This is a genomic window from Acidobacteriota bacterium (assembly GCA_035471785.1).
In the GTDB taxonomy this organism is placed as follows: Bacteria; Acidobacteriota; UBA6911; order RPQK01; family DATIPO01; genus JANQFM01.
In genome coordinates this window covers 32028-57388 of record DATIPQ010000139.1, presented here as the reverse complement: position 1 = coordinate 57388, position 25361 = coordinate 32028, and the positions used below count along the sequence as shown (strand labels likewise).

General features: G+C 62.9%; 18 protein-coding genes. 9 read left to right on the top strand and 9 right to left on the bottom strand.

Annotation, left to right across the window (positions count from 1 at the left end; genetic code table 11):
* Together VLU25_19970 and VLU25_19965 are read right to left on the bottom strand one after the other, a co-directional pair.
* The coding region (locus VLU25_19970; protein ID HSR70217.1) for a DUF4331 family protein at positions 1–566 on the bottom strand (566 nt) is incomplete at its 3' end.
* On the bottom strand, positions 567–1937 hold the full coding sequence (locus VLU25_19965; GenBank protein HSR70216.1) for a hypothetical protein: 1371 nt from the start codon (positions 1935–1937) through the stop codon (positions 567–569).
* Between the two features lie 161 nt (positions 1938–2098).
* Between VLU25_19965 and VLU25_19960 the strand changes: the two genes are divergently transcribed.
* The 7 genes from VLU25_19960 to VLU25_19930 all read left to right on the top strand — a co-directional run bounded on the left by VLU25_19960 (position 2099) and on the right by VLU25_19930 (position 10318).
* Positions 2099–2644, top strand: coding sequence for a sigma-70 family RNA polymerase sigma factor (locus tag VLU25_19960; GenBank protein ID HSR70215.1), 546 nt, complete (start codon positions 2099–2101; stop codon positions 2642–2644).
* Between the two features lie 2 nt (positions 2645–2646).
* Positions 2647–3414, top strand: coding sequence for an anti-sigma factor (locus tag VLU25_19955; GenBank protein HSR70214.1), 768 nt, complete (start codon positions 2647–2649; stop codon positions 3412–3414).
* Between the two features lie 151 nt (positions 3415–3565).
* Positions 3566–4618 (top strand): FAD-dependent oxidoreductase, encoded by a 1053-nt coding sequence (locus VLU25_19950; protein ID HSR70213.1) that lies wholly within the window; start codon positions 3566–3568, stop codon positions 4616–4618.
* 62 nt (positions 4619–4680) lie between these two features.
* Entirely contained in the window at positions 4681–6480 is a 1800-nt protein-coding gene (locus VLU25_19945; GenBank protein HSR70212.1) for a UbiD family decarboxylase, read from the top strand.
* A gap of 556 nt (positions 6481–7036) precedes the next feature.
* Positions 7037–8308 carry a tyrosine--tRNA ligase gene (gene tyrS / locus VLU25_19940; protein ID HSR70211.1) on the top strand — a complete coding sequence of 424 codons (1272 nt, stop codon included), beginning with the start codon at positions 7037–7039 and terminating at the stop codon, positions 8306–8308.
* 44 nt (positions 8309–8352) lie between these two features.
* Entirely contained in the window at positions 8353–9954 is a 1602-nt protein-coding gene (locus VLU25_19935) for a kelch repeat-containing protein (GenBank protein HSR70210.1), read from the top strand.
* A 4-nt stretch (positions 9955–9958) separates the two neighbouring features.
* Positions 9959–10318: a hypothetical protein gene (locus tag VLU25_19930; protein ID HSR70209.1), complete on the top strand. Its 360-nt coding sequence runs from the start codon at positions 9959–9961 to the stop codon at positions 10316–10318.
* Here VLU25_19930 and VLU25_19925 read toward each other — a convergent pair.
* The 7 genes from VLU25_19925 to VLU25_19895 all read right to left on the bottom strand — a co-directional run bounded on the left by VLU25_19925 (position 10315) and on the right by VLU25_19895 (position 19436).
* Positions 10315–11202, bottom strand: coding sequence for a hypothetical protein (locus tag VLU25_19925; protein ID HSR70208.1), 888 nt, complete (start codon positions 11200–11202; stop codon positions 10315–10317). The two genes, VLU25_19930 and VLU25_19925, sit on opposite strands and share 4 nt — an antisense overlap.
* Before the next feature lie 727 nt (positions 11203–11929).
* On the bottom strand, positions 11930–12814 hold the full coding sequence (locus VLU25_19920) for a MoxR family ATPase (protein ID HSR70207.1): 885 nt from the start codon (positions 12812–12814) through the stop codon (positions 11930–11932).
* Positions 12815–12847: 33 nt separating this feature from the next.
* The gene (locus VLU25_19915; GenBank protein ID HSR70206.1) at positions 12848–13702 is read right to left on the bottom strand and encodes a xanthine dehydrogenase family protein subunit M; all 855 of its coding nucleotides are present in this window, start codon (positions 13700–13702) and stop codon (positions 12848–12850) included.
* A 341-nt stretch (positions 13703–14043) separates the two neighbouring features.
* On the bottom strand, positions 14044–16395 hold the full coding sequence (locus VLU25_19910; protein ID HSR70205.1) for a molybdopterin cofactor-binding domain-containing protein: 2352 nt from the start codon (positions 16393–16395) through the stop codon (positions 14044–14046).
* Entirely contained in the window at positions 16392–16865 is a 474-nt protein-coding gene (locus VLU25_19905) for a (2Fe-2S)-binding protein (protein HSR70204.1), read from the bottom strand. Before VLU25_19905 ends, VLU25_19910 begins: the two co-directional genes overlap by 4 nt.
* Positions 16866–16891: 26 nt before the next feature.
* Positions 16892–17449 carry a carbon monoxide dehydrogenase subunit G gene (locus VLU25_19900; protein ID HSR70203.1) on the bottom strand — a complete coding sequence of 186 codons (558 nt, stop codon included), beginning with the start codon at positions 17447–17449 and terminating at the stop codon, positions 16892–16894.
* Between the two features lie 55 nt (positions 17450–17504).
* Positions 17505–19436 carry an ATP-binding protein gene (locus VLU25_19895; protein HSR70202.1) on the bottom strand — a complete coding sequence of 644 codons (1932 nt, stop codon included), beginning with the start codon at positions 19434–19436 and terminating at the stop codon, positions 17505–17507.
* Between the two features lie 164 nt (positions 19437–19600).
* Between VLU25_19895 and VLU25_19890 the strand changes: the two genes are divergently transcribed.
* Both VLU25_19890 and VLU25_19885 read left to right on the top strand, forming a co-directional pair.
* Positions 19601–20710 carry an AI-2E family transporter gene (locus tag VLU25_19890; protein ID HSR70201.1) on the top strand — a complete coding sequence of 370 codons (1110 nt, stop codon included), beginning with the start codon at positions 19601–19603 and terminating at the stop codon, positions 20708–20710.
* Positions 20711–20918: 208 nt separating this feature from the next.
* Entirely contained in the window at positions 20919–25361 is a 4443-nt protein-coding gene (locus VLU25_19885) for a hypothetical protein (GenBank protein HSR70200.1), read from the top strand.

Sequence of the window (25361 nt, the reverse complement as noted above, 5' to 3'; positions counted from 1 at the left end):
GAGGACTGGGAGACGCCTTCCTTGGCCGGATTCTCGCCGTCGTTGCCGCGGTTATAGAAAGGCGTGGCGATGCCCTGGTTGTTGGGAGGAACCACGCATTCGCCCAGCATGGTCTCCTGCTGGGTGCGGTTGTCGACGCGGGTGACCGTGTAGCGTTGAGTCAGGTTCTGAGCCGCGTCGTCGACGTTCTCGACCACGCCCAGATAGCTTTGCAGAATGGTTGCCTGGTTCTTGAAGGAAGTCTGAAAGCGGAACTGGTAGGTGAGAGTGGCGCGTCCCGCCGCCAGATCGTCCCCTAAGGCGACGTGGATCTCGTAGAGCACGTTGTCATCGAAGTTGTACTTGTTGGGCCCGATGCCGGGCTCCTCGAAGGGATAGACCGCCAGGGCGGTGGTCAAGTACCGGTTGGAGGAATCGTCGCTGCGAAAAGCGTAGACATCGGTCGTGTTGGCGGCATCGTCCAGCGTGATAAGCGGCGCGTCCATGTGGCTTGAAGCCATCAAAGCGGCGCTGAAGGCTAAGGCCGTCAACACGGTTGGACAGAGCAGGGGAGTCTTGAGTCTCATTTATTCTCCTAGAGAAGTCGGTTTGACGAAGTCTGGTTGGTTAGGGTTTCCCAGGGCCGAATCGAGCAGTTCGATTTCCGAGGGCAAAAGGGTCTGACGCATTTCGTGGGCCTGCCGCAGCCAAGCAGCAGCGCGGCTGCTGTCGTGCCCGCCGAAGATCAGTCCGGCGTGGAGAAAGAGGCGTCCATCACGGGTGTTGAGGGAGAGGGCCTGGCGCATGGCGTCCCGCGCATCTTGACCTCGGCCGGCCCGGTGAAGAGCCCAGGCAAGAGCGTCATAGGTAAAGACGTCCTGCCGCGCTTCCAGCTCCTCGCGGGCCAGCCGGACGGCTTTTTCGGCCTCCCGCTGCCGGGTAGCCAGGAAAAGGGCAAGGGTGCGCGGATCGTCGGAAACACCGTTGCGCACAAGGGCTCGCTCCAGCTCGTCGGCTTCCAGCGCTTGGCCCTTGATTCGGAGAGCATCGGCCAGGGCCCAAGCGTACTCGGGAAGGGGATTGAGGGCGGCTGCGCGCTGCAGCATTTGCAGCGCCTTGCTTTCTTTGCCCTGAGCCAGCAGGACTCGTCCGCGCAGCAGCAACGCCGGTGCGTAGCCGGGACGCAGGGTCTCGGCACTGAGAGCGGAAGCCTGAGCGCCTTCCACCTGGCCTGCCTGCAGTTGATACCAGCCCAGCCGCACGAATGCCCAGGCCGCGGCCTCGGGAGAGCGCTCGCCGGCGGTGGCGGCGGCCGTCATCAGTTCCACCGCTCCCTCCAGGTCGCCCAACACCCAGCGGATGTGGGCCGCGCGGCTGTAAGCCTTGGGGCCCGGTTTGAGATCGGCCATGTGCTGATAGGCCTGGGCCGCTTCCTGAATTTTTCCCTGATCTTGCAGCACGTCGCCCAAGAGTCCGAAATCGTAGGAAGCGCCGCGCACCTCCACCAGGTCGCGGGCCAGCGCCTCAGCCTGTTGAAACTTGTGAAGGCTATGGAGCACATGGCCGCGCAGCAGCATGGCGGCGGGGAGCCGCCGAGATCCGACGGCTTCCTGCAAGCAGCGGGCACTGGCTTGGGCCAGGGTGTAGTAGCCCGGGTCATAGCCGGAGCGAGCCTTGGACACGAAGAGCCAACCCAGGCGCTCCAGGCCTTGCCAGGCCCGAGGCATCTCCGGCAGGGCTGCTTGCAGGTCCCGGATCTGACGGTCCAGATCATCCCCCCCGGCATGAGGGAGCAAAGCCATCCGGCAGTCCTGAGAATCGAAGTGAAAGGTGTTTGGAAGGGAAGTCGCCGCGCTCTCCCCACCGGTTTGGGAAAAGCTACCCACTTCCGTCAGGACGGCGCCGAGCAGAAGCAACCCGAAGGGGAAAAGCAGTTTCGAATGCGTCTGTTTCTTCATGATTTCGCGTACTAGGTTCGTGAGAAGGTGGCATTCGGATGCGTGGCGGGTAATTTTTAAAATCGCTTGATCGTCGTACAGGCGGATCTGCTATGCTTTGCCACTACTCAGGAGAAAAGGCGCAGGGGGCCGGTATCGGGGCCGGTCAGAGGCGAGGAACGATGGGCGGTATCCTGGCAAGAATCGCGCAAGGAGATACCTCCGCGGTGGAGGAATGCCTCGACCTCTACGGAGGTCTGGTGTGGAGCATCGCCCGCCGCTTTTCCTCCAGCAACGCTCAGGCCGAGGACGCCGTTCAGGAGATCTTCCTCCATCTCTGGCAGCGGGCAGCCCGCTTCGATCCCTCCAAGGCTTCCGAGAAAACCTTTATCGCCATGATCGCGCGCCGCCGCATGATCGACCTTCTCAGACGCACGGCCAACCGTCCTCGGGAACTTTCACTCGAGGTCCTGCGTGACAATCCCGGCAGCCGCGGGGACAGGCGCCTGGAGCGCAACCTGGAGGCCAAGCTGGCCAGCCGGGCTCTGGACGAGCTGTCCGACGCCGAGCGCCGCGCCATCATCATGAACGTTTGCTACGGCTACACTCACGTGGAGATTTCACAAGCCACCGGTACTCCGCTGGGGACCGTCAAGTCCTACATCTCGCGGGGCTTGAAGAAAGCCCGTGATTACCTGGCGCAAGGAAAGGAGGCGAGAAAGCGATGAGCATGAAGCGTCTTGAAGAGCTGCTCATTCTCAAGGCTTCGCAGCCTCTGACGGCCGAACAGCGCCGCCGGTTGGAGGAGTTGCTGCGGCAGGCTCCAGCCGGCTTCGATGAGGAAGAATTCGAGTATGCCGCTGCCGCCATCGAGACGGCCTATGGCCGGGAAGAGAAACTCCCTCAGGCCTTGCGGAACAAGATTGCCGCCGACGCCCGCCGCGTCATCGCGGCACCCGCCCGAGGCCCGGTGGACTCTGCCCAGGCGTCCTCGGGCGGTTGGTTCATGTGGGCCGGATGGCTGGCCGCCGCTGGGGTCCTGCTGGCCTTTCTCATCCTCTTCCAGGACCAGCTCCTGGATGACCAGTCAGCCCGCAACTGGGCCGAGCAGCGTCAGCAATTGCTGGAGGAAGCCGACGACGTGATGGTGGCCTCCTGGACGCCCACCGACGATCAGGCTTCACTGGCCGATGCCTCCGGAGACGTAGTGTGGAGCAACTCGCGTCAGCAAGGCTACATACGGATCTCCGGTCTGGTTGCCAACGAGGCTTCCCAGGCCCAGTACCAGTTCTGGATCTTCGACGGCTTGCGCGATGACCGCTTTCCGGTCAGTGGAGGAGTCTTCGACGTCCCCTCGCAGGAGGCCGAGATCGTCCTGCCCATCCGGGCCCAGTTGCGGATCTTCCAGCCCCAGATGTTCGCCGTCACCGTCGAGCAGCCCGGCGGCGTGGTGGTTTCCGACCGCTCCCGCATCGCCTTGCTGGCCCAGAGGCCGTAAGGCCATGCACCTGAAACGCACAAGCGTTGCACCTCATCTCAACTCTGTCAGTTGAAAGGGCAGGAAGTAGCGGCTAGACTTCGTCGCTGTACCAGAAAAAAACTTTGAGCGCCTTGAGGCGCTTTCAATACAGGAAGAGCAGGGAAGAGCCATGGCTGAGAAAGTCGTAATCATCGGATCGGGGCCCGCCGCATGGACGGCCGCCATCTACGCCGCACGGGCCGATCTGCAACCGCTGGTCTTCGAGGGAGCCCCCACCGAAGAAAACCGCCAGAAGGGGACCCTTCCGCTGGGTCAGTTAGCCCTCACCACCGAGGTTGAAAACTATCCCGGCTTTCCCTCCGGCAACCTTGAAGGCTACTTGGACGATTCCATCGAGAAGGAACGCCGCCAGTACATGGCCCCCCACGAAAAGAAAGGCGTCTCGGGTCCCGAGTTGATGGAGCTGATGCGCCAGCAGGCCGAGAACTTCGGCACCCGCGTCATCACCGACGACATTGTCAAGGCCGATCTCTCGCAGCGTCCTTTCAAGCTCACCAGCCTGGAAGGGGAGGAAGTGGAAGCCCAGGCCCTCATCCTGGCCACCGGCGCCCGCGCCAAGTACCTGGGGATGGAATCGGAAGAGCGCTTCAAGAACAACGGCGTATCGGCCTGCGCAGTTTGCGACGGGGCCTTGCCGCGTTTCCGCAATCATCCTCTGGTGGTGGTGGGCGGCGGCGATTCCGCCATGGAGGAGGCCACCTTTCTGGCCAAATTCGCGTCCAAGGTCTACATCGTTCACCGGCGCGACGAATTCAGGGCCAGCAAGATCATGGCCGAACGGGCCCTCGACCACCCCAAGATTGAGGTCAAATGGGATTCGGTGGTGGACGAAGTGCTGGGCAATGAAGAGGACGGCGTGCAGTCGGTGCGCATCCGCAGCACCACGCAAGAGGCGAAGACCGAAGAGCTGGAAGCTTCGGGCATGTTCCTGGCCATCGGCCACATGCCCAACACCACCTTCCTGGACGGCCAACTCGAGACCGACGAAGTCGGCTACGTGAAGTGGGTGCGCCCCTTTCGCACCGATACTTCGGTGGAAGGCGTTTTCGCCGCCGGTGACGTGGCCGACGATCACTACCGGCAAGCCGTGACCGCCGCCGGAACGGGCTGCATGGCGGCTCTGGACGCCGAACGCTGGCTGGCTTCTCAGGGGCTCATCTAAGCCCGACAAGAACGGATTCGTTACAATTGCCGAGCATAGCGATCCCTTTGGCTGGAGGTGCCTTGGCGTTCACCAATCTGCGAGAATACCTGGAAGAGATCGAGCGAAGGGGTCTGCTGCGGCGCGTTGAGGCGGCGGTCGACCCCTACCTGGAGATCGCCGAGATCCATCGCCGCGTGATCGCCGCCGGCGGGCCGGTGCTGCTTTTCGAGAACGTCAAGGACAGCGCCTTTGCGGTCGTCACCAACCTCTTCGGTTCGCAGGAGCGCATCGATCTGGCCTTCGGCGACAAGCCCAAGCGCTTCGTCGAATTGGCCGCCCGGGCGCCGGAAGAACTCATCCCTCCCAAGCCCTCGCTGCTTTGGAAGCATCGCGGACTGCTCAAACAGGCCCTCCACCTCGGCCTCAAACGGCGCTCTTCGGCGCCGGTCGCTGAATCGCTTCAAGACCCGCCCCAGCTCAGCCGTCTGCCCTTGCTCACGTCCTGGATCGAAGACGGAGGACCCTTTGTGACCCTGCCGCTGGTCTACAGCGAAGACCCTGACAGCGGGCAGCACAACCTGGGCATGTACCGCATGCAGCGCCACTCTGACTCCAGCGCCGGAGTCCACTGGCAGATCGGCAAGGGAGGGGGTTTTCACTACCACAAAGCCGAGCAGCGTGGAGATGCCCTACCTCTGACGCTTTTCATCGGCGGACCGCCTGCCCTCATCCTCTCGGCCATCGCCCCTCTGCCGGAGAACGTACCCGAACTGATCCTGGCCTCCCTGCTGCAAGGACGGCGCCTGCCGATGGCCTCATCCCCGCACGGCCACCCTCACCCCCTGGTGGCCGAGGCCGAGTTCGCCCTTCAGGGTTGGGTGCCGCCTTACGAGCGACTTCCCGAAGGTCCTTTCGGGGACCACTACGGATACTACTCGCTGCGCCACGACTATCCCGTCTTTCACATCGATAAGATCTACCATCGCCGCGACGCCGTTTATCCTGCCACCGTCGTGGGCAAGCCCCGTCAAGAGGACTTCTTCATCGGCGACTACCTGCAAGAACTGCTCTCGCCCCTTTTCCCGCTGGTGATGCCCGGGGTCATCGATCTGTGGAGCTACGGCGAGACCGGATATCACGCTCTCAGCGCCGCCGTCCTGCGTGAGCGCTACGGACGGGAAGCCATGGCATCGGCCTTCCGCATCCTGGGCGAAGGACAGCTCTCGCTGACCAAGTTCCTGCTGGCCCTGGACCGCCCTCTCGACTTGGCCGACTTCCCCTCAGTGCTCACCTACATTCTGGAAAGGGCCGACTTCAGCCGCGACCTCTACGTCTTCTCCAACCTTTCCATGGATACCCTCGACTACAGCGGACCCGAGGTCAACAAGGGCAGCAAGGGGATCCTCCTGGGACTGGGCGAGAAGCAGCGCCGGCTCCCGCCTCAATTCAACGGACAACTGCCTCAAGGTGTGGAGCGGGCCGACCTCTACACTCCGGGCTGCCTGGTCTTGCAGGGCCGTCCCTTCAAGGACGAGCCCCAACAGGCCCAGCGAATGACCGAGTGGCCTGAGTTCGAGGACTTCCCGCTGCTTATCCTGGTTGACGACAGCCGTAAGACCGTCTCCACCGGGCCCCGCTTCCTGTGGACGGTCTTCACCCGCTTCGAACCCGCCGGAGACATTTACTCGCGCCGCTTGACGGTGAAACGCCATCACCTGGGATACCAGGAGCCCATCTGCATCGACGCCCGCATCAAGCCTCACTACCCGGAGGAGCTCTTCTGCGATCCCAATACGGCCAAGATGGTGAGCCGGCGTTGGAAGGAGTATTTTCCGGAGGGCGGAGTGGAGATGGGAGACAGCGACGTAGCCAATCTGTAGCGAGCGACCTCATGCCGCCGAGAGCATCGGTCCTTCACTGCGGTCACTGAAATTTGACGCGTGTGTGAACCTGTTGGCCACCAGTGGCCCTGGACAAGATCTACTTCCAAGTGAGACGGTGCTGAGGGATTTGTGGGTTGGGTCTTGGGTGAGTTGGGTCTTGGGTGAGGTGGGTCTTGGGAGTTCGACCGCAGGTCGGAAGGAGGGCGGCTTGCTGACCCGCCCCCCTTCCTACAATACGTGATCCGTTCTATCTATATGGAAAGCTCGGGTTGGCTCCCGAGCAGCGGTGGAAATGCAAGGCGCCTCAGGGCTGAGGCGCCTTTTGCTTATCTATCGGTCATCTTGCCGACGTACCGTTTCACTCAAGGAGAAGGTAAAAGAAGCTCACTGCTTCTTGTCAAACTTCTTATCTATCAGAAGCCCGAAAAATCCAGCTTTTCAGGCGCTTTCACAGACCTTAGACGCCCCCCTTCCGCCAACGGTTTCAAATCCCTCCAGGTTTGTTGGCGCTTTCCTCCTCGGGCCCGCCGACGCATGTATAATGCTCGGTCTGATGCAACTGCTCGAAGACCTGCAATGGCGAGGACTGCTCTACGATCAAACCGAGGGCGTGGCGGACGCACTGCAAGCCGGCTCGATGACTGGCTATATCGGCTTCGACCCCTCGGCCCTCAGCCTGCACGTCGGCAATCTGCTGCCCATCATGGGACTGGCGCGGCTGCAGCGCCACGGACACGCCCCCATCGCTCTCGTCGGCGGAGCCACCGGCATGATCGGCGATCCCAGCGGCAAGACTCAGGAACGGCAACTGCTGACCGCCGACAGGGTGGAGGAGAACTGCCGCGCCATCCGGGCCCAGTTGGAACGCTTTCTTGATTTCGATGCAGGCCAGCTTTCGGCCCGCCTGGTCAATAACGGCGACTGGCTGGTAGGCATGGACCTGATGGACTTTCTTCGCGACGTGGGAAAGCACTTCACGGTCAATTCGATGCTGGCCAAGGAATCGGTCAAGGTTCGCCTGCAGGCGGAAGAAGGCATCTCCTACACAGAGTTCAGCTACATGCTCCTGCAAGCCTATGACTTCGTAGTGCTCAACGACCGCTACGGCTGTAACCTGCAGATGGGCGGAAGCGATCAGTGGGGCAACATCACCGCCGGTATCGAGCTGCTGCGGCGCATCCGCTCCAAGAAGGCGTACGGCGTGGTCTTTCCGCTCGTCACCAGCAGCTCCGGCGCCAAGTTCGGCAAGACCGAAGCGGGGGCGGTGTGGCTGGACGCGCAGATGACCTCGCCCTACCGCTTCTACCAGTTCTGGATCAACACCAACGACAGCGACGCCGTCCGCTACCTGAAGTACTTCACCTGGCTGGAGCAGGAGGAGATCGCCGCATTAGAGCAGGCGCTCGGGGAGGCGCCCGAGCAGCGGCAGGCGCAAAAGCGCCTGGCCCGCGAGATGACCCGCATGGTGCACGGTGAGACGGCTCTGGAAAAGGCTCTTAAGGCCTCCCAGGTCCTCTTCGGGGGCGAAGTCGAGGGACTCAGCGCAGATGACATCGAAGACATCTTCGCCGACGTCCCCTCCAGCCGCATCGCCGCCCGCCAGTTGGCCGACGGCGTGGGGCTCATGACGGCTCTGGCCGAATCAGGACTGACCGCCTCCAAGGGAGAGGCCAAGCGTCTGATCCAAGGCGGCGGAATCAGCGTCAACAACCGCAAGGTCAGCGACTTCCGGGCCGTCCTCGATCGCAACCAGGCCATCGCCGGCAGCTACATCGTCCTGCGCCGCGGCAGCAAGAACTACCATCTGCTCAAAGCGGTCGAGTAATCACACTGAGCCGGTTGCCGCTTGCCCGACCGGGAGACCAGCACATGCTTAAGAAGCGGTTCCTGTTTTTGGCACTTGTCACCTGCTGGCATACTGTCATCGCCGGCGAAATCCGGGGCTTCTGGGAGGACCTGCCGCCCATGCCCACTCCCCGCCAGGAGGTGGCGACGGCGCTTCTCGGGGGAGACATGTACGTGCTGGGCGGACTCACGGACACGATCCCCGGTACGGCTACCGTGGAGGTCTTCGACACGGCAGCCGGCCAATGGCGGGCTGCACCGCCTTTGCCGCGCGGCATTCATCACGGGTCCGCTGCCGTCCTGGACGGGAAGATCTATTCGGTGGGCGGCTTTGGGGCGGCAGTCCCCATCTTTGGCAACCCCATCGCCGACGTCTACGAGTTCGACCCTGATTTGGGCGCCTGGCAAGTGAGGGCTCCCTTGCCTTCGGTCCGCGGATCGCTCTTCACGGTGGCCCTGCAGGGCCGGCTCTACGCCATCGGCGGACGCGACACCGTCAACAGCCGCACCGACGTGACCGTCTATGACCCAGTCCAAAACCAGTGGAGCCAGGCGGCGCCCCTGCCGCTCGGGCTCGACCACCTGGCGGCGGCGGTCGTGGAGGGCAAGATCTACGTGGCCGGCGGACGCGTCACCCAGGGCGGATTCTTCCTGCGCAACGACCCTTCGGCCTTCGTCTACGACGCGCAGCTCGACCAGTGGAGTCCGCTGGCCGACCTGCCCACGCCCCGCTCGGGCCACGCCGCCGCCTCGGTGGCCGGATTCCTGCTGGTGGTGGGCGGCGAAGAACCGGGGCGAGTCTTCAACCAGAACGAGGCCTATGCGCCCGCCGAGGACCGTTGGATTTCCTTGCCCGACTTGCCCACCGCCCGCCACGGACTGGCCATCGCTTCGGTGGGCAACCGCATGTTCACGGCCGGCGGCGGAACCGTCGCCAACATCCAGCCCACCGGGCAAGCCGAGGTCTTCAACCTGCTTTCTTTCCTCACCTCGCTTCCCCAGATCGGCGTGGGGCCGGACATTACCTCACGGCTGGTCTTAGGAAACCCGGGCCGGCAGCCGCTGCATGTGGTCGCCGAATTCCATCGGGGAGAAGCCGGCGACGACTTCAGCCTTTCCTTGGACGGCCAAAGCGCCTCCCAACTGCAACTTGGGATAGCCGCCGAGGGACGGGTCACGCTGACCACTGATCCCGCCGCCCTTACGGGCAGCGCTGCCGCCACCCTCTTTTCCAACGCTCCGCTGCTGGGCAACGTGCTCTTTTCGGGTCCTCAAGGCTTTGCCGGAGTCGCCGTCACCGAGGGCGGACGCCGGCTCTTCGTCAATCTCTCCCGCGACACGGGAGAAGGCGCTGATTCGGGCGTGGCGCTTGCCGACCTTTCGGGTCAGTCCAACCTGATCACGCTCAGCCTTCTCGACTCCCAGGGTCAACTGCTTTCACAGCGCCCACTAGAGCTGGAGGGATTCGGACAAGCGGCCCGCCTCATCAGCGAGCTCTTTGAGGACGACGTCCCCGACCCGTTCAACGGCTCTTTGCGCATCGAGGGCCAGGGGCTGGTGGGAGCCGTGGCCATTCTCCTGCGTCCCGGCCAATTCGCCACCCTGCCGGTCAGCGTGGTGGAGTGAGCGGATGAAAGTTTGCCCTTTTTGCTCGCAGACGATGAGGGACGCCGCCAAGCAGTGTCCGCGCTGCGGCCGCTCCCAGATCTTCAATGAAGACGACCGTCCTGCGCTGGGTTGGGCGGGGTGTCTGCTTCTGATCGCCACCACGGCCTTCTCGGTGACCGCCCTGGCCCTGCTCTTGGGCGTCTTCCTGGGGTGGGTGCCCGGCGCTCTTGGCAGCAATTGGGGCGGAACGCTGGCCCTGCTGGTTCTGCTGGCCGTGGCCGGTCATTGGCTGAGGCGATACCTCGAGCGTTCTCAGGAAGAAGATGAATCCGCCGTCGGTCAGGCAAGGGACGACGAGCCCGGCGGTCCGCCTGCTAGCTAGAGATCAGCGCTGAAGATGACGTTTGCTTCGCCCCGTTCCTTGATCAGCTTCTTGACCTGCTTGACGATCAGATCGCGCCGGTGGGCCAAGGCTCGGATCTCGGGGTCGCGAAGCACGTCTGAGAAGGCCCGTTCAAGGGCCTTTCTGTCCAGCTTGAGCAGGTTTTCCCACACCTCTCGGTCGATGTACTGCACCTTGTCGGGATCGTGCAGGGACCTGAAGCGGCGGAAGCCCTGGGTGTGGTCGATAAGCCAGATATTCCAATCGGGGTCGATGAGCAGGTTGCCCTGATGGCGGTCGGTGTTGGCGATCAGGTTGTCGAAGAAGTGCATGGTCAGCATCTGGGCGATCCACAGCCATTCGTCGGGAGGCTCATTGCCCTGGGCTCTTCGCTCCTTGTCCATGGTGGCATTCTCGACCCAGGCCTGCATCGAACCCATCTTGCCGTCCACTTCGCGCAGCACGGTGGGCGGAACCACCTTCAGGCCCAGCATGCGGCTGAGGCGGAAGGCGGCCACCTCGAAAATGGCGTCGTCGCGGTGATTCTGCATCGCTCCCTCAAGACGGGGATCGGGGATCTGGCGGTCGGAAGCGACGTCACGAAAGGCGGCGTTCATTTGAACGCCGTCCTTCTCCAGCAGAACCTTGCGGGTCTTGTTGAGGCCCTCTGAGATCTGCTTCATTTTGACGATCTTAGCGGTTCGCAGGAATTCCAGCGCTTCCTCTTCGGTTTCAAAGGAAATCGGTGCGCCCGAGGGCGAAGTCCAGGTCAGAGGCTGGTCAAAGCGCAGGCCGGAGGGCCCTTCGGGTTCGGTGGCCCAAGCCGCGGCCATCGCGACGACGCAAACCAAACCCAGCAGGGTACCCAATAGCAGCTTCTTCATGCTTCTTCTCCCATACCTCCGAGAGGCACGCTCAATGCCAGTTGGCTTGCCCGCCGCGGTGCGGGCCTGCGCTAGGGCTGCCGGTCATAAATTCTGAGCCAGGGCCCTCCGTTCTTGTCCCTGACAGCGACAGCTTCGCCAGCCCAGGGTCAGCCCCGGCGAGCGCTGGCCAGACGGCGGCGCCACCCTGGGTTTCAGAGGGCAAAGGTCCGAACGCTGAAAGCGTGGATTAACGCCACAGGTGGCTCAAAACTCCTGACGCACTACGCTAGTACACTCAAACGCTTTGGTGAGTGACCCTAACCATTCGGCTAGGCCGCCCGAACGCTCTTCCTACGCACCCTAAGATACGCTCACAGCGGGCATTGTTTCACAAATAACTGGCAACCGTGGGCGATTTGCAGCCCATTGCTAGGGGACCGCTGTTGGAGACCAGGCTCATGGGCGCTTGCTGGCCGACTGGGCGGCTCTCAGCTCTTCTCGAAGGGTCTCTTCGTTGCCCACCAGGTAGGGCAACTGCTTTTCAATGAGGAGATCCATGAAGTCTGGCTTGCCCATGCTGAGAATATGCGGCCTTCCAGGAAAAGGCCGATGACCAACCACTGTTTGGCCGACTCGCCCAAGTCGTACCCTGGACCTAGAGAATCCTCGAGTGCGTCAGGCAGCTTCAACTCGCGCGTCACGCTCATGTGTCAAGTCTACCGCCTAACGCGCCGAAGGTCGCTGCCTACTTCTCCTGTTGGGCGCGGAGGGTGGAGCGGTGGAGGAGGTTTTTTAGGGTTTCGGGGGTGAGGGACTGGATGTCGTCCTGGTATTTCAGGACGGCGCCCAGGGTGTCCTGGACGACTTGCTCGTCGAGCTGTTCACGGTCGAGGGCGATGAGGGCGGAGGTCCAATCGAGGGTTTCGGCCACGCCGGGGGCTTTGAAGAGCTCCAGCGAGCGGAGTTCTTGAACCAGGGCGGTGACGTGGCGGGCCAGGTCTTCTTCGGCCTGGGGACGCTTAGCGCGCAAGATGGCCAGTTCGCGCTGGAAGGAAGGATAGTCGATCCAGTGATAGAGACAGCGCCGCTTGAGGGCGTCGTGGATCTCGCGGGTGCGGTTGGAGGTGAGGATGACTGCGGGCCGCTGCTCGGCATGGATGGTGCCCAGTTCAGGCACGGTGACCTGGAAGTCGGAGAGCAGTTCCAGCAAGAACGCCTCGAACTCCTCGTCGGCGCGGTCGAGCTCGTCGATCAGCAAGACCGGAGGGCGCCCTTCGGTGGACGCCTCCAGAGCCTGCAGCAAAGGACGCGTCAGCAGGAAGTCGCGGCTGTAGAGGCTGCGTTCGATGTCTTCGCGGCGGGCGCCCGATGCTTCCATCACGCGCAAGTGCAGCAACTGGCGGGCGTAGTCCCATTCGTAGAGGGCCGAAGCGGCGTCGAGTCCTTCGTAGCATTGCAGGCGGATGAGCGTCGTGTCGAGGATGCGCGCCAGCACCTTGGCGACTTCGGTCTTGCCGACGCCCGCCTCGCCTTCCAGGAAGAGAGGTTTTTCCAGCTTGAGGGAGAGGAAGATGGCGGTTTCCAGCCCGCGCTCGGCGATATAGTCGCAGCGCAGGAGCTGCTCGTGCATGGCCTCGATGGAGTCGGGTTTCACCGAATGCCCCTAGCTGTCCAAAGCGCTGCGGACGGCTCGTTTGAGGTAGACGCCGCACATGGCCCGTCGATAGTCGCGGGGTGCGTGCAGATCGTCCATGACGTCGTCGCCCAGATCGTCCATGAAGGCCTGAGCCGCAGCGTTGAGGGCCTGTTCGTCGAGGGAGGTTCCCTCCAGGGCCTGCTCAGCGGCCTGGGAGCGAGTGGCATTGGGGACGGCTCCGGTGACGGCGACGCGGGCCGAGGAGCACTGGCGGCCCTCCATCTCCAGCACCACGCAAACGCCCACCAGGGCGTAGCGGGAGGCGGGGTGAGCCAGTTTGGCGTAGGCGTTTTTCTTGCCCGCCAGGCTGGGGATTTCCACAGCGAAAAGCAACTCGCCCGCCTTGAGGTCGGTCTCGAAGAGGCCGAGAAAGAAGTCCTCGGCGGTCACCGAACGCCGGCCTCCAGGACCCAGCAGATGGATGGTGGCCTGGGAGGCCAGCACCACCGCCGGGGGGTCGGAGGCGGGGTCGGCGTGAGCCAGGTTTCCGCCCAGGGTTCCCCAGTTGCGCACCTGGGGGTCTCCGATGCGCGAAGCGGCCGAGGCCAGGGCCGGGCAGTGAGTGCGGACGTCCGCCGAGGAGGCGATGGAGGCGTGGGTGGCCAAAGCGCCGACGCGCAGGGAATCGCCGTCGGCGGCGATCTGGCGCAAGTCGTCCAGGCGTCCGATGTCGACCAGTTTGCCGGGTTGGGCCAGGCGAAGATTCATGGCCGGGATGAGGCTGTGCCCTCCCGCCAGTGGCTTGGCGTCCCCCGAGGCCAGCATTTGGAGTGCCTCCTCGATGGTTTCAGGGCGTTGGTACTCGATGGATGATGGCCGCATGCTCATTTCTTGGTTGCCTTGTGGTTAGGTTATCGCACCCTTTCAGGGTTGTTTTTGGTCTTTCTTAGAACCCAGGGTTACGCCCTTGCCGCGCTTCGCTTGCGGCGGGCTTCACCCTGGGCTAGCGAATCGCTCGCCTTCAGCGAGCCCGGATTTGTTGTTCAACATAGTAGCTGCCTGCCCTCCACAGCTTTGGGAGGGGCGAATCGCTCGCCTTGAGCGAGCCCGGATTTGTTGTTCAACATAGTTGCTGCCTGCCCTCCACAGCTCTGGCGGAGGAGGGGCGAATCGCTCGCCTTCGGGGATCTTTCGAACTTCGCATATCGCACTTCGCACTTGGCCTAGCTTCCTCCCGCCTGCTGAATGGCTTTCCATACGCGTGGGGGCGTCATGGGCATGTCGATTTGCTCGACGCCGAGCGGACGCAAGGCGTCGATGACGGCGTTGTAGACGGTCACGGTGCTGGCGATGGTTCCCGTCTCGCCCACGCCTTTGACGCCCAGCGGATGATGCGGCGAAGGCGTCTCGGTGTGGTCGAGTTCGAGCTGGGGAAACATGTCGGCCCGGGGAACCGTGTAGTCCATCATGGAGCCGGTCAAAAGCTGACCCTGCTCGTCGTAGAAGGCTCCCTCGAAAAGCGTCTGCCCGATCCCCTGAACCACGCCGCCGTGCACCTGCCCGGCCACGATGACCGGATTGATCTGTGGCCCGCAGTCGTCCACGGCGATGTAGCGCTTGAGTTCGATGTGCCCGGTCTCGGCCTCCACTTCCACCACGGCGATGTGGCATCCGAAGGGATAAACGAAGTTGGGCGGATCATAAAACTGGCTGGCTTCCAGGCCGGGATCCATGCCTTCGGGCAGATCCCAGGCCACGGTGGCCATCAGCGCCAGGTCCTGGATGGTCTTGTGCTCGTCGGGCGATCCCTTGACGAAGAACTTGCCGTCTTCGTAGACGATGTCGTCCTGGGCCGCTTCCAGAAGGTGGGCGGCCAAGGCTTTGCACTTTTCTTTGAGCTTGCGCGTCGCCAGTGCCAGGGCGGCGCCTGAAACCGGCGTGGTGCGGCTGCCGTAGGTGCCCCAGCCCATGGGGGTTCGGTCGGTGTCGCCGTGCACCACTTCGATATCTTCCACCGGGAAGCCCAATTCCTGCGACACGATCTGGGCAAAGGTGGTTTCTTCGCCCTGCCCGTGAGGATTGGAGCCGATCATCACCTGCACCTTGCCGGTGGCCGAAACGCGCACGATGCAGGACTCCCACAGTCCGCCTTGAAAGCCGGTGGCTCCAGCCACCTGACTGGGGCCGAGTCCGCAGATTTCGGCGTAGGTGGTGACTCCGATGCCGACAAGGCGGCCTTCTTGACGGGCCTCTTTTTGCATCTGGCGGAAGTCCTCATAGCCCGCCTTCTGCAAAGCCTTGTCGAGGGTGGCCTGGTAGTTGCCGCTGTCGTAGGTCAGTCCGGTGGCTACGTCGTAGCCGTCCTCAAAGGGCGGGATGAGGTTCTTGCGGCGCAGTTCCACGGGGTCCATGTCGAGTTGGGCGGCCAGCTTGTCGACCAGCCGTTCCACCAGAAAGATGGCCTCGGGACGCCCGGCGCCCCGGTAGGCGTCGGTGGGGGTGGCGGTGGTAAAGACGCCGATGGACTCGCAGCGGGCGTGCTCGAAGCGATAGACGTTGCTGTACATGAGGCCGTGAAGGATGGTGGGGACGCCGGGTCCGGCCGTGGACAGGTAGGCGCCCATGCCGGCGTAGACCTTGCCCCGGATGGCCACCATGGTGCCGTCCTTCTTGGCGGCCAGATCCACGTACTCGACGTGATCGCGTCCGTGGATGGTGGCCAGGTAGTTCTCGCTGCGGGTTTCCGTCCACTTGACGGGACGCCCCAGCTTGCGGGCCGCCCAAGCCACCAGGATCTCGTCGGCATAGACCGGAATCTTGCTGCCGAAGCCTCCTCCCACTTCTTCAGCCACTACCCGAAGCTTGTGATCGGGGATCTCCAGCACCAGCCCCATGGCGTGACGGTGGATATGGGGATTCTGGCTGCTGCACCACACCGTCATCTCTCCCGAAGCCTCGTTGTACTGGGCCATGGCGGCCCGCGGTTCCATGGCGGTGGGCAGCAGGCGCTGCTGCACGATGCGTTCTGAGACCACCACGTCGGCTTCCTGGAAGGCCTTTTCGATCTCCTCGTCGCCGCTGGACGCCACCCAGCGGAAAGCGATGTTGTTTCTGACTCCGCCGTGGACTCTGGGGGCGTCGTCCTGAGTGGCTTTTTCGGGGTCGATGATGGGTTGCAGGGGCTTGTACTCGACCTCCACCAGATCAGCCGCGTCCTCGGCCTGATAGCGGTTCTCGGCCAGCACCACGGCCACGGCGTCCCCCACGTAGCGGACTTTGCGGGTGGCCAGGGCGGGATGGTCGGGCGTCTTCAGGTCGGAATCGGGAACCAGCCAGGCACAGGGGACCGGCGCGCAATCGACGTCCTTGCCCGTGTAGACGGCCGCCACGCCGGGCGCCTTGCGGGCGGCCTCGACGTCGATATTCATGATGCGGGCGTGGGCGTGAGGCGAGCGCACGACGGCCATGTGAAGGGTGCCGGGCAGCACCATGTCGTCCGTGTAGAGGGCCTTGCCGGTAATGAGGCGGGGATCTTCGCGGCGCTTGATTCCCGAACCGAAGATGCGGGTGCTCATGAGTTTCCTCCCTTCCTCTGGCGGGCGGCTTCCTGGACCGCGGCCACGATGTTCTGGTAGCCGGTGCAGCGGCACAGGTTGCCTTCCAGTCCATGGCGGATTTCTCGCTCGCTGGGGTCGGGATGGTCCTTGAGAAAGGCCGCCGCCGCCATGATCATTCCAGGCGTGCAATAGCCGCATTGCAATCCATGCTTTTCCCAGAAGGCTTCCTGCATGGGATGCAGCGCGCCGTCCTGGGCCAGGCCTTCGATGGTAGTGATTTCGCGTCCCTCGGCCTGCACGGCCAAACAGGTGCAGGACTTGAGGGAGCGGCCCTCCATGTGGACGGTGCAGGCCCCGCATTGGCTGGTGTCGCAGCCGATGTTGGTGCCCGTCAGCCCCAATTCCTCGCGCAGGAAGTGGACCAGCAACATGCGGGGTTCGATGTCGCGCTGGTAGCGGGTGCCGTTAACGGTGAGGGAGACTTTCATGCCCCTTGTTCCTCTCTGTTTTCCAGTCATTCTTCTTTTTTCTTCTTCGAGAACATGTCCTTGACCACGTCCTTGGCCACGCCGGCTGCCATGCGGGTGGATGAAGCGCCTTTCACTTCGTCTTCCGAGCCGCCTCGGCTGCGGGCCTGAATGACCTGCTCGAGCGTTTCCAGGCTCTGACGGGTGATGGAACGTGCGGTGGTGTCGAGCAGGCGTTGTCCCACCCCTGCGATGCGTCCGCCCACATTGGCGTCCACACTGTATCCCAAGGTGGTCTTGCCTTCCTCTTCGGCGTCCTCCAGGGTGATATGTCCCTCGCCCTTGATGAATCCGCTGGGGCCCCGTCCGTCCACGCTCATGTCGTAGCTCTCGGGTTCGCTCAGGTTGCTGAGCTGAACCATGCCCTGGAACTTGCCTTGCACGGGTCCGACCTTGACGTTGAGGGCGCCCTTGTAGGTATCGTCCTCGGTTTTCTCCAGACGCTCGCAGCCGGGCATGATCTTGGCGATCACCTTGGGGTCGAGAAGCGCCTCCCAAACCGCCTGCCGGGGAGCGTCAAAAGTGTAGCTTCCTTTTAACTTCATCGCGTTTGATTTCCTTTCGCCAAACTAAGATAGCAGGGTTGAAGGAAATCCGCGATCAAGCGGAGGAGACAACTTGCTGCTCGCTCCCGGAGGGTCTCTCCTCAAGGGTGGGATTGGCGGGGAGGGAGAAGTAGATGGTGGCTCCTATGTTGAGCGCGCCCTTGGCCCAGACTTCGCCGCCGTGGCGGCCGATGATGCGCTTGACCAGGAAGAGTCCGGCGCCCACTCCCGGATAGTCGCTGCTCTTGTGGAGCCTCTGAAAGAGTCCGAAAAGGCGGTCGAGTTGCTCGATGTCGAAGCCGGCTCCGTTGTCGCGCACGTAATAGACGTAATTGCCGTCCTCGTTTTGCGAGCCCACCTCGACCTCGGGCGCCTCGGCCTTCTGGCTGAATTTGAAGGCGTTGGAAATCAGTTCCACGAAGACCCTGCGCAGTTGCCTCTGGTCGCCCCGCACGGGGAAGAGGGTGCGCATCGAAAAGCGCACCGACATGTCAGGATACTGGGCCGCCACTTCGCGGTGGGCCGAGGCGGCCAGAGCCGACATGTCCACCTGAGAAAACTTGAAGGGCTGCCGCTGCAGGCGTGCCGCCTGGTTGAGCTGAAACACGATGCTGCCGGCCTGACGGGCGGCCTCGCTGATGAGCTGCACGTAGCGGCGTCCGTCCGACCCCAGCTTCTTGGCGTGCTTGCCCAGCAGCGATCGGGAAAAGGAGGCCACCGCACCGATGGGTTCCTGCAGGCGGCGACCGGTAGCTTCGGCAAAGACCTCTACCTCGCCCGCGGCTTCCTGAAGCTGGGAACTGAGGGCTTTCACCTGGCGCTGCAGTTCCTCAGGCGAAGGGGCATCGCCGCGCACGTCGGGGTTGCGGGCCAGATCGACTGAGAAAGACGTCCAATGCGCAATGCGCCCTTCCTCGTCGCGCTGGCCCAGCAAGACCAGGCGGACGGGGATCTCCTGGCGGCGGCTGGTTAGAAAAGAAGTCTCGCCGCTCCACAAGCCGGCTGACTGCGCTTTCACCAGAGCTTCTTTGCGGAAGCGCCTATAGGCCCAGTCGGGCATCAGCTTTTCCAACCTCAAGTCCTCACTCTCCAGCGCTCCCACGCCCAGCACCTGGCGGCCCTGCTCATTGAGGAAGGTGAGGTGTCCGCCGGGTTCGAAAGAGAGCACGATTTCAGCCGTCGACTGGCGCAAGCGCTGAAGTTGCTGGAGGGCTTCCTGGGCCCGTCTCAGGTGCCGCGACTGATAAAGGGCCAGGCCCGTCTTGCCCAAGAAATCCAACTGATCTGGATCGAAAAGAAGCAGGCCCTTGGAGTGGACACAAAGCACTCCCATTCGTCCTTGCGGGCCGTCCAGAAGGACGCAGGCCGTGCTGGTCACCTTGCGCTCCTTCAGGAAGGAGGCCAGCTCGTCTTCGGCGTCATCGGACTGGATCTCGACCACCGCGGGGTTTTTGCAGTCCAGCATCTTCTTGGCCGCAGGCTGAGAAGCCGGGAAGCTGAGGCCGGCGAAGCGGTCCTTCCATCCGGTGTGGACGGAGACTCTCAAGCAGCGTCCCTCGCCGTCGCTTTCCAGAAGAAGGGAATAGTCGCAATGCAGCGAGTCGGCGGTGGCCTGGCAGGCCTCTTCGGCGAAGGTCTTCCAGTTGGCGGCGGTCAGCGCCCGTTGAAAAAGGCGTCCGATGCGCTGAGTCTGATTTCGGGCCATCTCGGCCTTCTCGGCCCGCGACTCCAGCCGCCGCAGCGAGGCCGACAGGCGATGAAGGTAGAATAGAAGCAAGAGGGGAGGCGAAAGAACCAGGAGGGCGGGGATCAGACCGCCCGGACGATACCAGGCTCCCGCCGCCAGGGCCGGCACAAAGAGCAGAGCGAAAGCGCAAAACACCCTCCAGGGACGTCCGTCCTCCGCCCAGCGGGCTTTCCTCCAGGCGATCAGGGCCACCAGCGCCTGCAAAATAGCCGCAATAATCCACAGTGCCGATTCCGTCATGACTTTGCTTACTTTACCCCAGTGACTTGGCCCTCGGGTAAAGAAATCACAGCAGGGCAGAGCCCGAATCGACGCCCGAGGACGGGCGCTCCTGGCGCAGCCGCGACCGCAGGGCCGTTCAGGCTGGCCGCGGGTCACGTGTACGAGATAGAATCCTGCCCAAGATGAAACATCCGCATGAAGGCTTGGAGGGCACGGGAAAAGGAATCCGTTTCCTTCTCGCGGCGGCCTGCTTCGTGGTGGTGGTGGCCGGACTCAAGCTGGCCGACACCATCATCACCACCTTCCTGCTCTCCCTTTTCCTGGCCATGCTGGCCATTCCGCCCATGCGCAAGCTGCAGGACAAGGGCGTGCCCGCCGGACTCGCCGTTCTCATCGTCTTCCTGGGACTGATGGCGATCTTCTCCCTGGTGGGCTTGCTGGTGGGGGAATCGCTCAACCAGTTCCTGCTGGCTCTGCCCACCTACAGGAACATCCTGGAGCAAAGAGTCTCCGAGTACGTGGGCCCCTTGCGCCAACTGATGGTGGAGCAGGGAATGATCCCCCACGATTTCGACCTGCTGAAGAGCTTTGAGTTTTCCTCGGTAGCCGGTCCGGCTCTGGAAGTGGTGCGTACCACCCTGAGCGGCCTGGCAGTGATCTTCTCCAACGTGGTCATCGTCCTGCTCACCACCGTCTTCATCCTCCTGGAAGCTACCGGCTTTCCCAAGAAGGCTGAAGTCGCCATGCTCCAGATGGGACTGCGCAGAGGCGCTTTGGACCGTTTCTCCAACATCACCAGGCAGGTGCGCGATTATCTCGTCATCAAGACGCTGGTCAGCATCGCCACCGGATTCCTGCTGGGCTTCTGGTGCTGGGCGTGGGGTGTCGATTTCGCCTTTCTTTGGGGACTGCTGGCCTTTTTGCTCAACTACATTCCCAACATCGGATCGATCATCGCCGCCATACCCCCGCTGGGACTGGCCCTGGTCGACGGCGGCGTAGGCACCGCTTTCGGCATCGTCACCGGCTACGTGGCCGTCAACATGCTCCTGGGCAACGTTCTCGAGCCGCGCCTGATGGGACAGCGGTTGGGCCTCTCCAGCCTGGTGGTGCTGCTGTCGCTGGTCTTCTGGGGATACGTGTGGGGAGGACTGGGCATGCTCCTGTCCGTCCCCCTGACCATGATCGTCAAGATCCTGGCCGAAAACAGCCCGGACTTCCGCTGGGTAGGCACCCTCCTGTCCTCGGCGGAATCCGTTCCCGAACCTGAAGACGGGCAGCTTTCCGGGTGAAATAACAAAAACCAATTGGCGTACGTGGGTATCTTATAGAGGTTGAGGTCTATATTTTATTATAATTTAGCTTGGAATCTTTCAGCCGTTCTTGATAAGATCCCACCAAATTCTTGGCCGCTGGGCGTGGACCGCGTCAGCTTGGTTTCGAGTTGGCGGGGGGTTCGCAAAAAGCAACTGGCGGTTTTGGGTGCGGTGGAGGGTTTCCGTGAGCAGACTAACCAATACATCCCTGGGTTTGCTGGTGCTGGTTTCGACCATCTCCGTGGTTGTGGGCCAGCCGACTTTCAACAAGACATTCAATCCCGACACCATCGGGCCGGGCACCAACAGCCGTCTGCGCTTCGAGATCGCCAACGACAGCGGTTCGCCGGTTGAGAACCTGGCCTTCACCGATATTCTTCCCGCCGGACTGACGATCACTGACCCGACGGTCGTCTCCAACACCTGCAACGGGACGCTCACGGCTCCAGACGGAGGCGACACGATTTCCCTGAGCGGCGGCACGGTGGCAGGCAGTGCGACCTGTGTCATCGAGGTGGACGTCACGGGCTCGACGGACGGCGTCTTCATGAACGTATCGGGCGACTTGACCTCGGACGCCGGCAACAGCGGCAACGCCACAGCCGATTTGACGGTCAGCTCCGACCGCCCCCTCTTCAGCAAGAGCTTCTCCCCGGCCCCCATCCCCTTCGGAGGGCGAAGCACCCTGACGCTCACCATCGAGAACACGACCGATAGCTTTTTCATCTCCTTGGCTTTCACCGATGACCTGCCGGCCGGGCTGGAAGTCGCTGACCCGGCTAATCTGACAAACACCTGCGGGGGCTCGCTGGCAGCCACGCCGGGCTCCACAACGATCTCCCTGATACTGGGCAGCCTCCCGGGTTCGAGCACCTGCACCATCGAGTTCGATGTGGTGGCAGGCGCGGCGGGCAGGCTGATCAACTCCACCAGCCCCCTGAGTGCCAATAACCAGATCAACCAACCTCGCCCCAGCGGTTTCGCCAACGCCGCTCTCGAGGTGACGCTCGACGCCGTCAACATCGTCAAGAATTTCACCGACGACCCCGTGGGTGCGGGCGGGACGGCTACTCTCGAGTTCACCATCGCCAACCGGGACCGCGACTTCGACGCCGTCAACGTTACTTTCAGCGATGACCTCGATGCGACGCTCTCGGGGTTGGAAGCCGTCGGACTGCCCGCCATGGACGTATGCGGAGTGGGGTCCATGCTGTCCGGAACCAGCACCATCAGCCTCACGGGAGGACTGATTCCAGCCGGAGAGTCCTGCACCTTCAGCGTTACCCTGCAGGTACCGCCAGGCGCGGCGTCCGGCGAGTATCCCAACACTACATCCAACCTGACGGGAGACCTGGGAGGCGGTTCTTTCTCCAGCGACGGCGCCATCGACAGCCTCTTCGTGACCAACGCTCCGGTTCTGACCAAGACTTTCCTGCCCGATACCGTGGGTGCCGGAGATACGACCACCATCGAGTTCACCATCACCAGCTCCCCTGATGCCTCGGCCTCAGACATTACCTTCATGGACAATCTGACCGCTTTCCTTTCAGGCGCCCAAGTCACTTCACTGCCTGCGGCCGGCTTCTGCGGAGGGGGGTCCCTTTTGCAGCTTGTCTCGATCATCGGAGAGGATTTCCTTCTCCTCTCCAACGGGTCTCTCGCGGCTGACGACTCCTGCACTTTTCAGGTCGATCTCTTGATTCCGGCGGGACAGGCAAGCGGTCCCTTCGTCAATACCACCACCAACATCATGGCCGAGACCCAGGTCGTGGATCAGCCTCCTATGAGCCAGGTCGGCAATGCAGCCAGCGCCACCCTCAACGTGGTCGCGGGCCCTCGGCTCAGCAAGTCTTTTACCGATGATCCGGTTTCGCCCGGCGACACCGTCACTCTGGAATTCACCCTGACCCACGATGAATTCGCCGCCAGCGACGCCGTCAATATCTCCTTCAGCGACGACTTGGGAGCGGCCCTGACGGGACTGGCAGCCGTCGGCCTGCCCATGAACGACGTCTGCGGGATGGGCTCTCAGATTGCTGGCACCGGAGTCCTGTCCTTTACCGGAGGAACGCTGGCGCCCGCTGCCTCCTGCACCTTCAGCGTCACGCTGCAGGTTCCCGCCGGGGCTTTGCCGGGCAGTTTTCTCAACACCACCTCGGACGTCACTGCCGACGTGGGAGGGGTGGCGACGATCTCTCCCTTCGCCAGCGACTCGCTGATCATCGGCGGGGTGGACTTTACCAAGACTTTTACCAACGACCCGACCATCCCCGGCGATACCGTCAACCTTGAATTTACCATCGCCAACAATACGGCGCTGGACGCCGCCAACATCTCTTTCCAGGACAACCTGAACGCGGTCATAACCGGATTGGCGGCGGAAGGCCCATTGCCCGCCAACCCTTGCGGCGCGGGCTCCACCATTGTGGGCACCACCAACCTCCAGCTTTCGGGGGGGGACCTGTTAGCCGGCACCTCCTGCACTTTCAGCGTGACCGTGCGGGTTCCGGGGGGCGCACCCGAAGGCGACTTCGGGAACACCACTACTCCTTTGACCCTCGACCTGGGAGGCAATCCCCTGGTCCTCGACACGGCACTCGATGTTCTCAGCGTTTCCTCGGAAATGCTGGATCTGACCAAGACCTTTACTGATGATCCGGTGGTTCCCGGCGGTACGGTCACCCTCGAGTTCATGCTCGCCAATCTGAATGCGGGCAGCGCCGCCAGCGGCATCACATTCACGGACAACCTTGGTGCCGCCTTGTCGGGACTGGCGGCTATCGGGCTGCCGGCCAACGATATCTGCGGCGCCGGTTCCACCATCAGCGGCACCAGCCTGTTGACCTTGACGGGCGGAAACCTTCCCGCCGGCGGATCCTGCACCTTCAGCGTCACCCTGCAGGTCCCGGCCGTCGCCAGCGGCACTACCGTCACCAATACCACCAGCACGGTGTCAGGGACCATCAACGATCTGCCGGTCACGGGTTCGGAGGCCTCCGACAACCTGATGATCAGCGTGCTCAACTTTTCCAAATCGTTCTCCGGTCCCTCGGTAGCGGGCGGAATGGTGACCCTCAGCTTCACCATCGAGAACGTCAGCACCGATACAACCGCTTCCGGATTGGCTTTTACCGACGACCTGAATGCGGTGTTGGCGGGTCTGGCCGCCGCAGGACTGCCCGCCAGCAACGTCTGCGGAGCCGGCTCGCAGATTTCGGGCGCCACTTTTCTCACTTTCAGCGGAGGAACTTTGGCGCCCATGGCGAGCTGCAACTTCGATATCGTCTTGCAAGTTCCAGCGGGAGCCTTCCCGGGTACCTTTCCCAACACCACCAGCGACCTTTTCCTCTCCGGCGTCGAGGCTGCGGACCCGGCCACGGACTCGCTTTCCGTCGAGCCGCCGCCCCTCTTCAGCAAGAGCTTCGCGCCCGATCCAATTGCGCTGGGAGGGGTGTCGACGCTGACTTTCGTCATCGACAACACGGCCAGCGCTTTGGCAGCCTCGGCGCTGGACTTCACCGACAACCTGCCGGCCGGGCTGGTGGTGGCTAGTCCTTCCAACGCCTCCACCACCTGCACGGGAGGCGCGCTGACGGCGGTTTCCGGGGCCGGCGTGATCAGCTACAGCGGCGGCACGGTAGCCGCCTCCTCCTCCTGCACGGTGCAAGCCGACGTCGCCAGTCAAGTGTCGGGCAGCTTCGTCAACACCTCGGGCGATCTCACTTCCTCCTCGGGAAACAGCGGCCCCGCCAGCGACAGCTTGCGGGTCAACCCGCCGCCGGCTTTCAGCAAGGCCTTCGCGCCGGACACCATTCCTCAGGACACGGTCTCGACCTTGACCTTCACCATCGACAACACGGCCAGCACCGTTGCCGCAACGGGGCTTGCTTTCACCGACAACCTGCCCGCGGCGGTCACTGTGGCCAACCCACCCAACGCCTCCACCACCTGTACCGGCGGTACTCTCACTGCGGCCTCGGGCGCCAACCAGGTCTCCTACAGCGGAGGCACGGTTGCAGCCTCGTCTTCCTGCACCATACAAGTCGATGTGAGCGGCAATTCCCAGGGCATGCACGTGAACACTACGGGCAACTTGACCTCGTCTTTGGGGAACAGCGGAACGGCTTCTGACACGCTCACCGTGAACGCACCCACCATCTTCACCAAGAGGTTTTCCACCGGCACGGTAGTGGTCGGGCAGGTCTTTACGCTGACCTTCACCATCGACAACTCCAGCAGCACGGTGGCCGCCACCGGCTTGAACTTCGTCGACAACCTCCCCGCCGGCATGACGGTGGCCGATCCGGCCAATGCCTCCAACACCTGCACGGGCGGAACGCTGACCGCCAATCCGGGCGAATCTCAGATCTCCTACAGCGGCGGTTCGGTTGCAGCCATGTCCATCTGCGGCATCGAGGTGGACGTCGTGGCTTCATCGGCCGGAGACCTCACCAACACCACTGAAGAACTGTCGTCCTCGCTGGGCAACAGCGGGGCCGCCAGCGCCCAAGTCGAGGTCATCAGAGGACGGGATATGCAGGAGATACCGATACTGGGTACCTGGGGCTTGCTAGGACTTGCTGGCCTGCTCTTGGCGCTGGGATGGGGGCGGCTGGCGCGCCGCTAG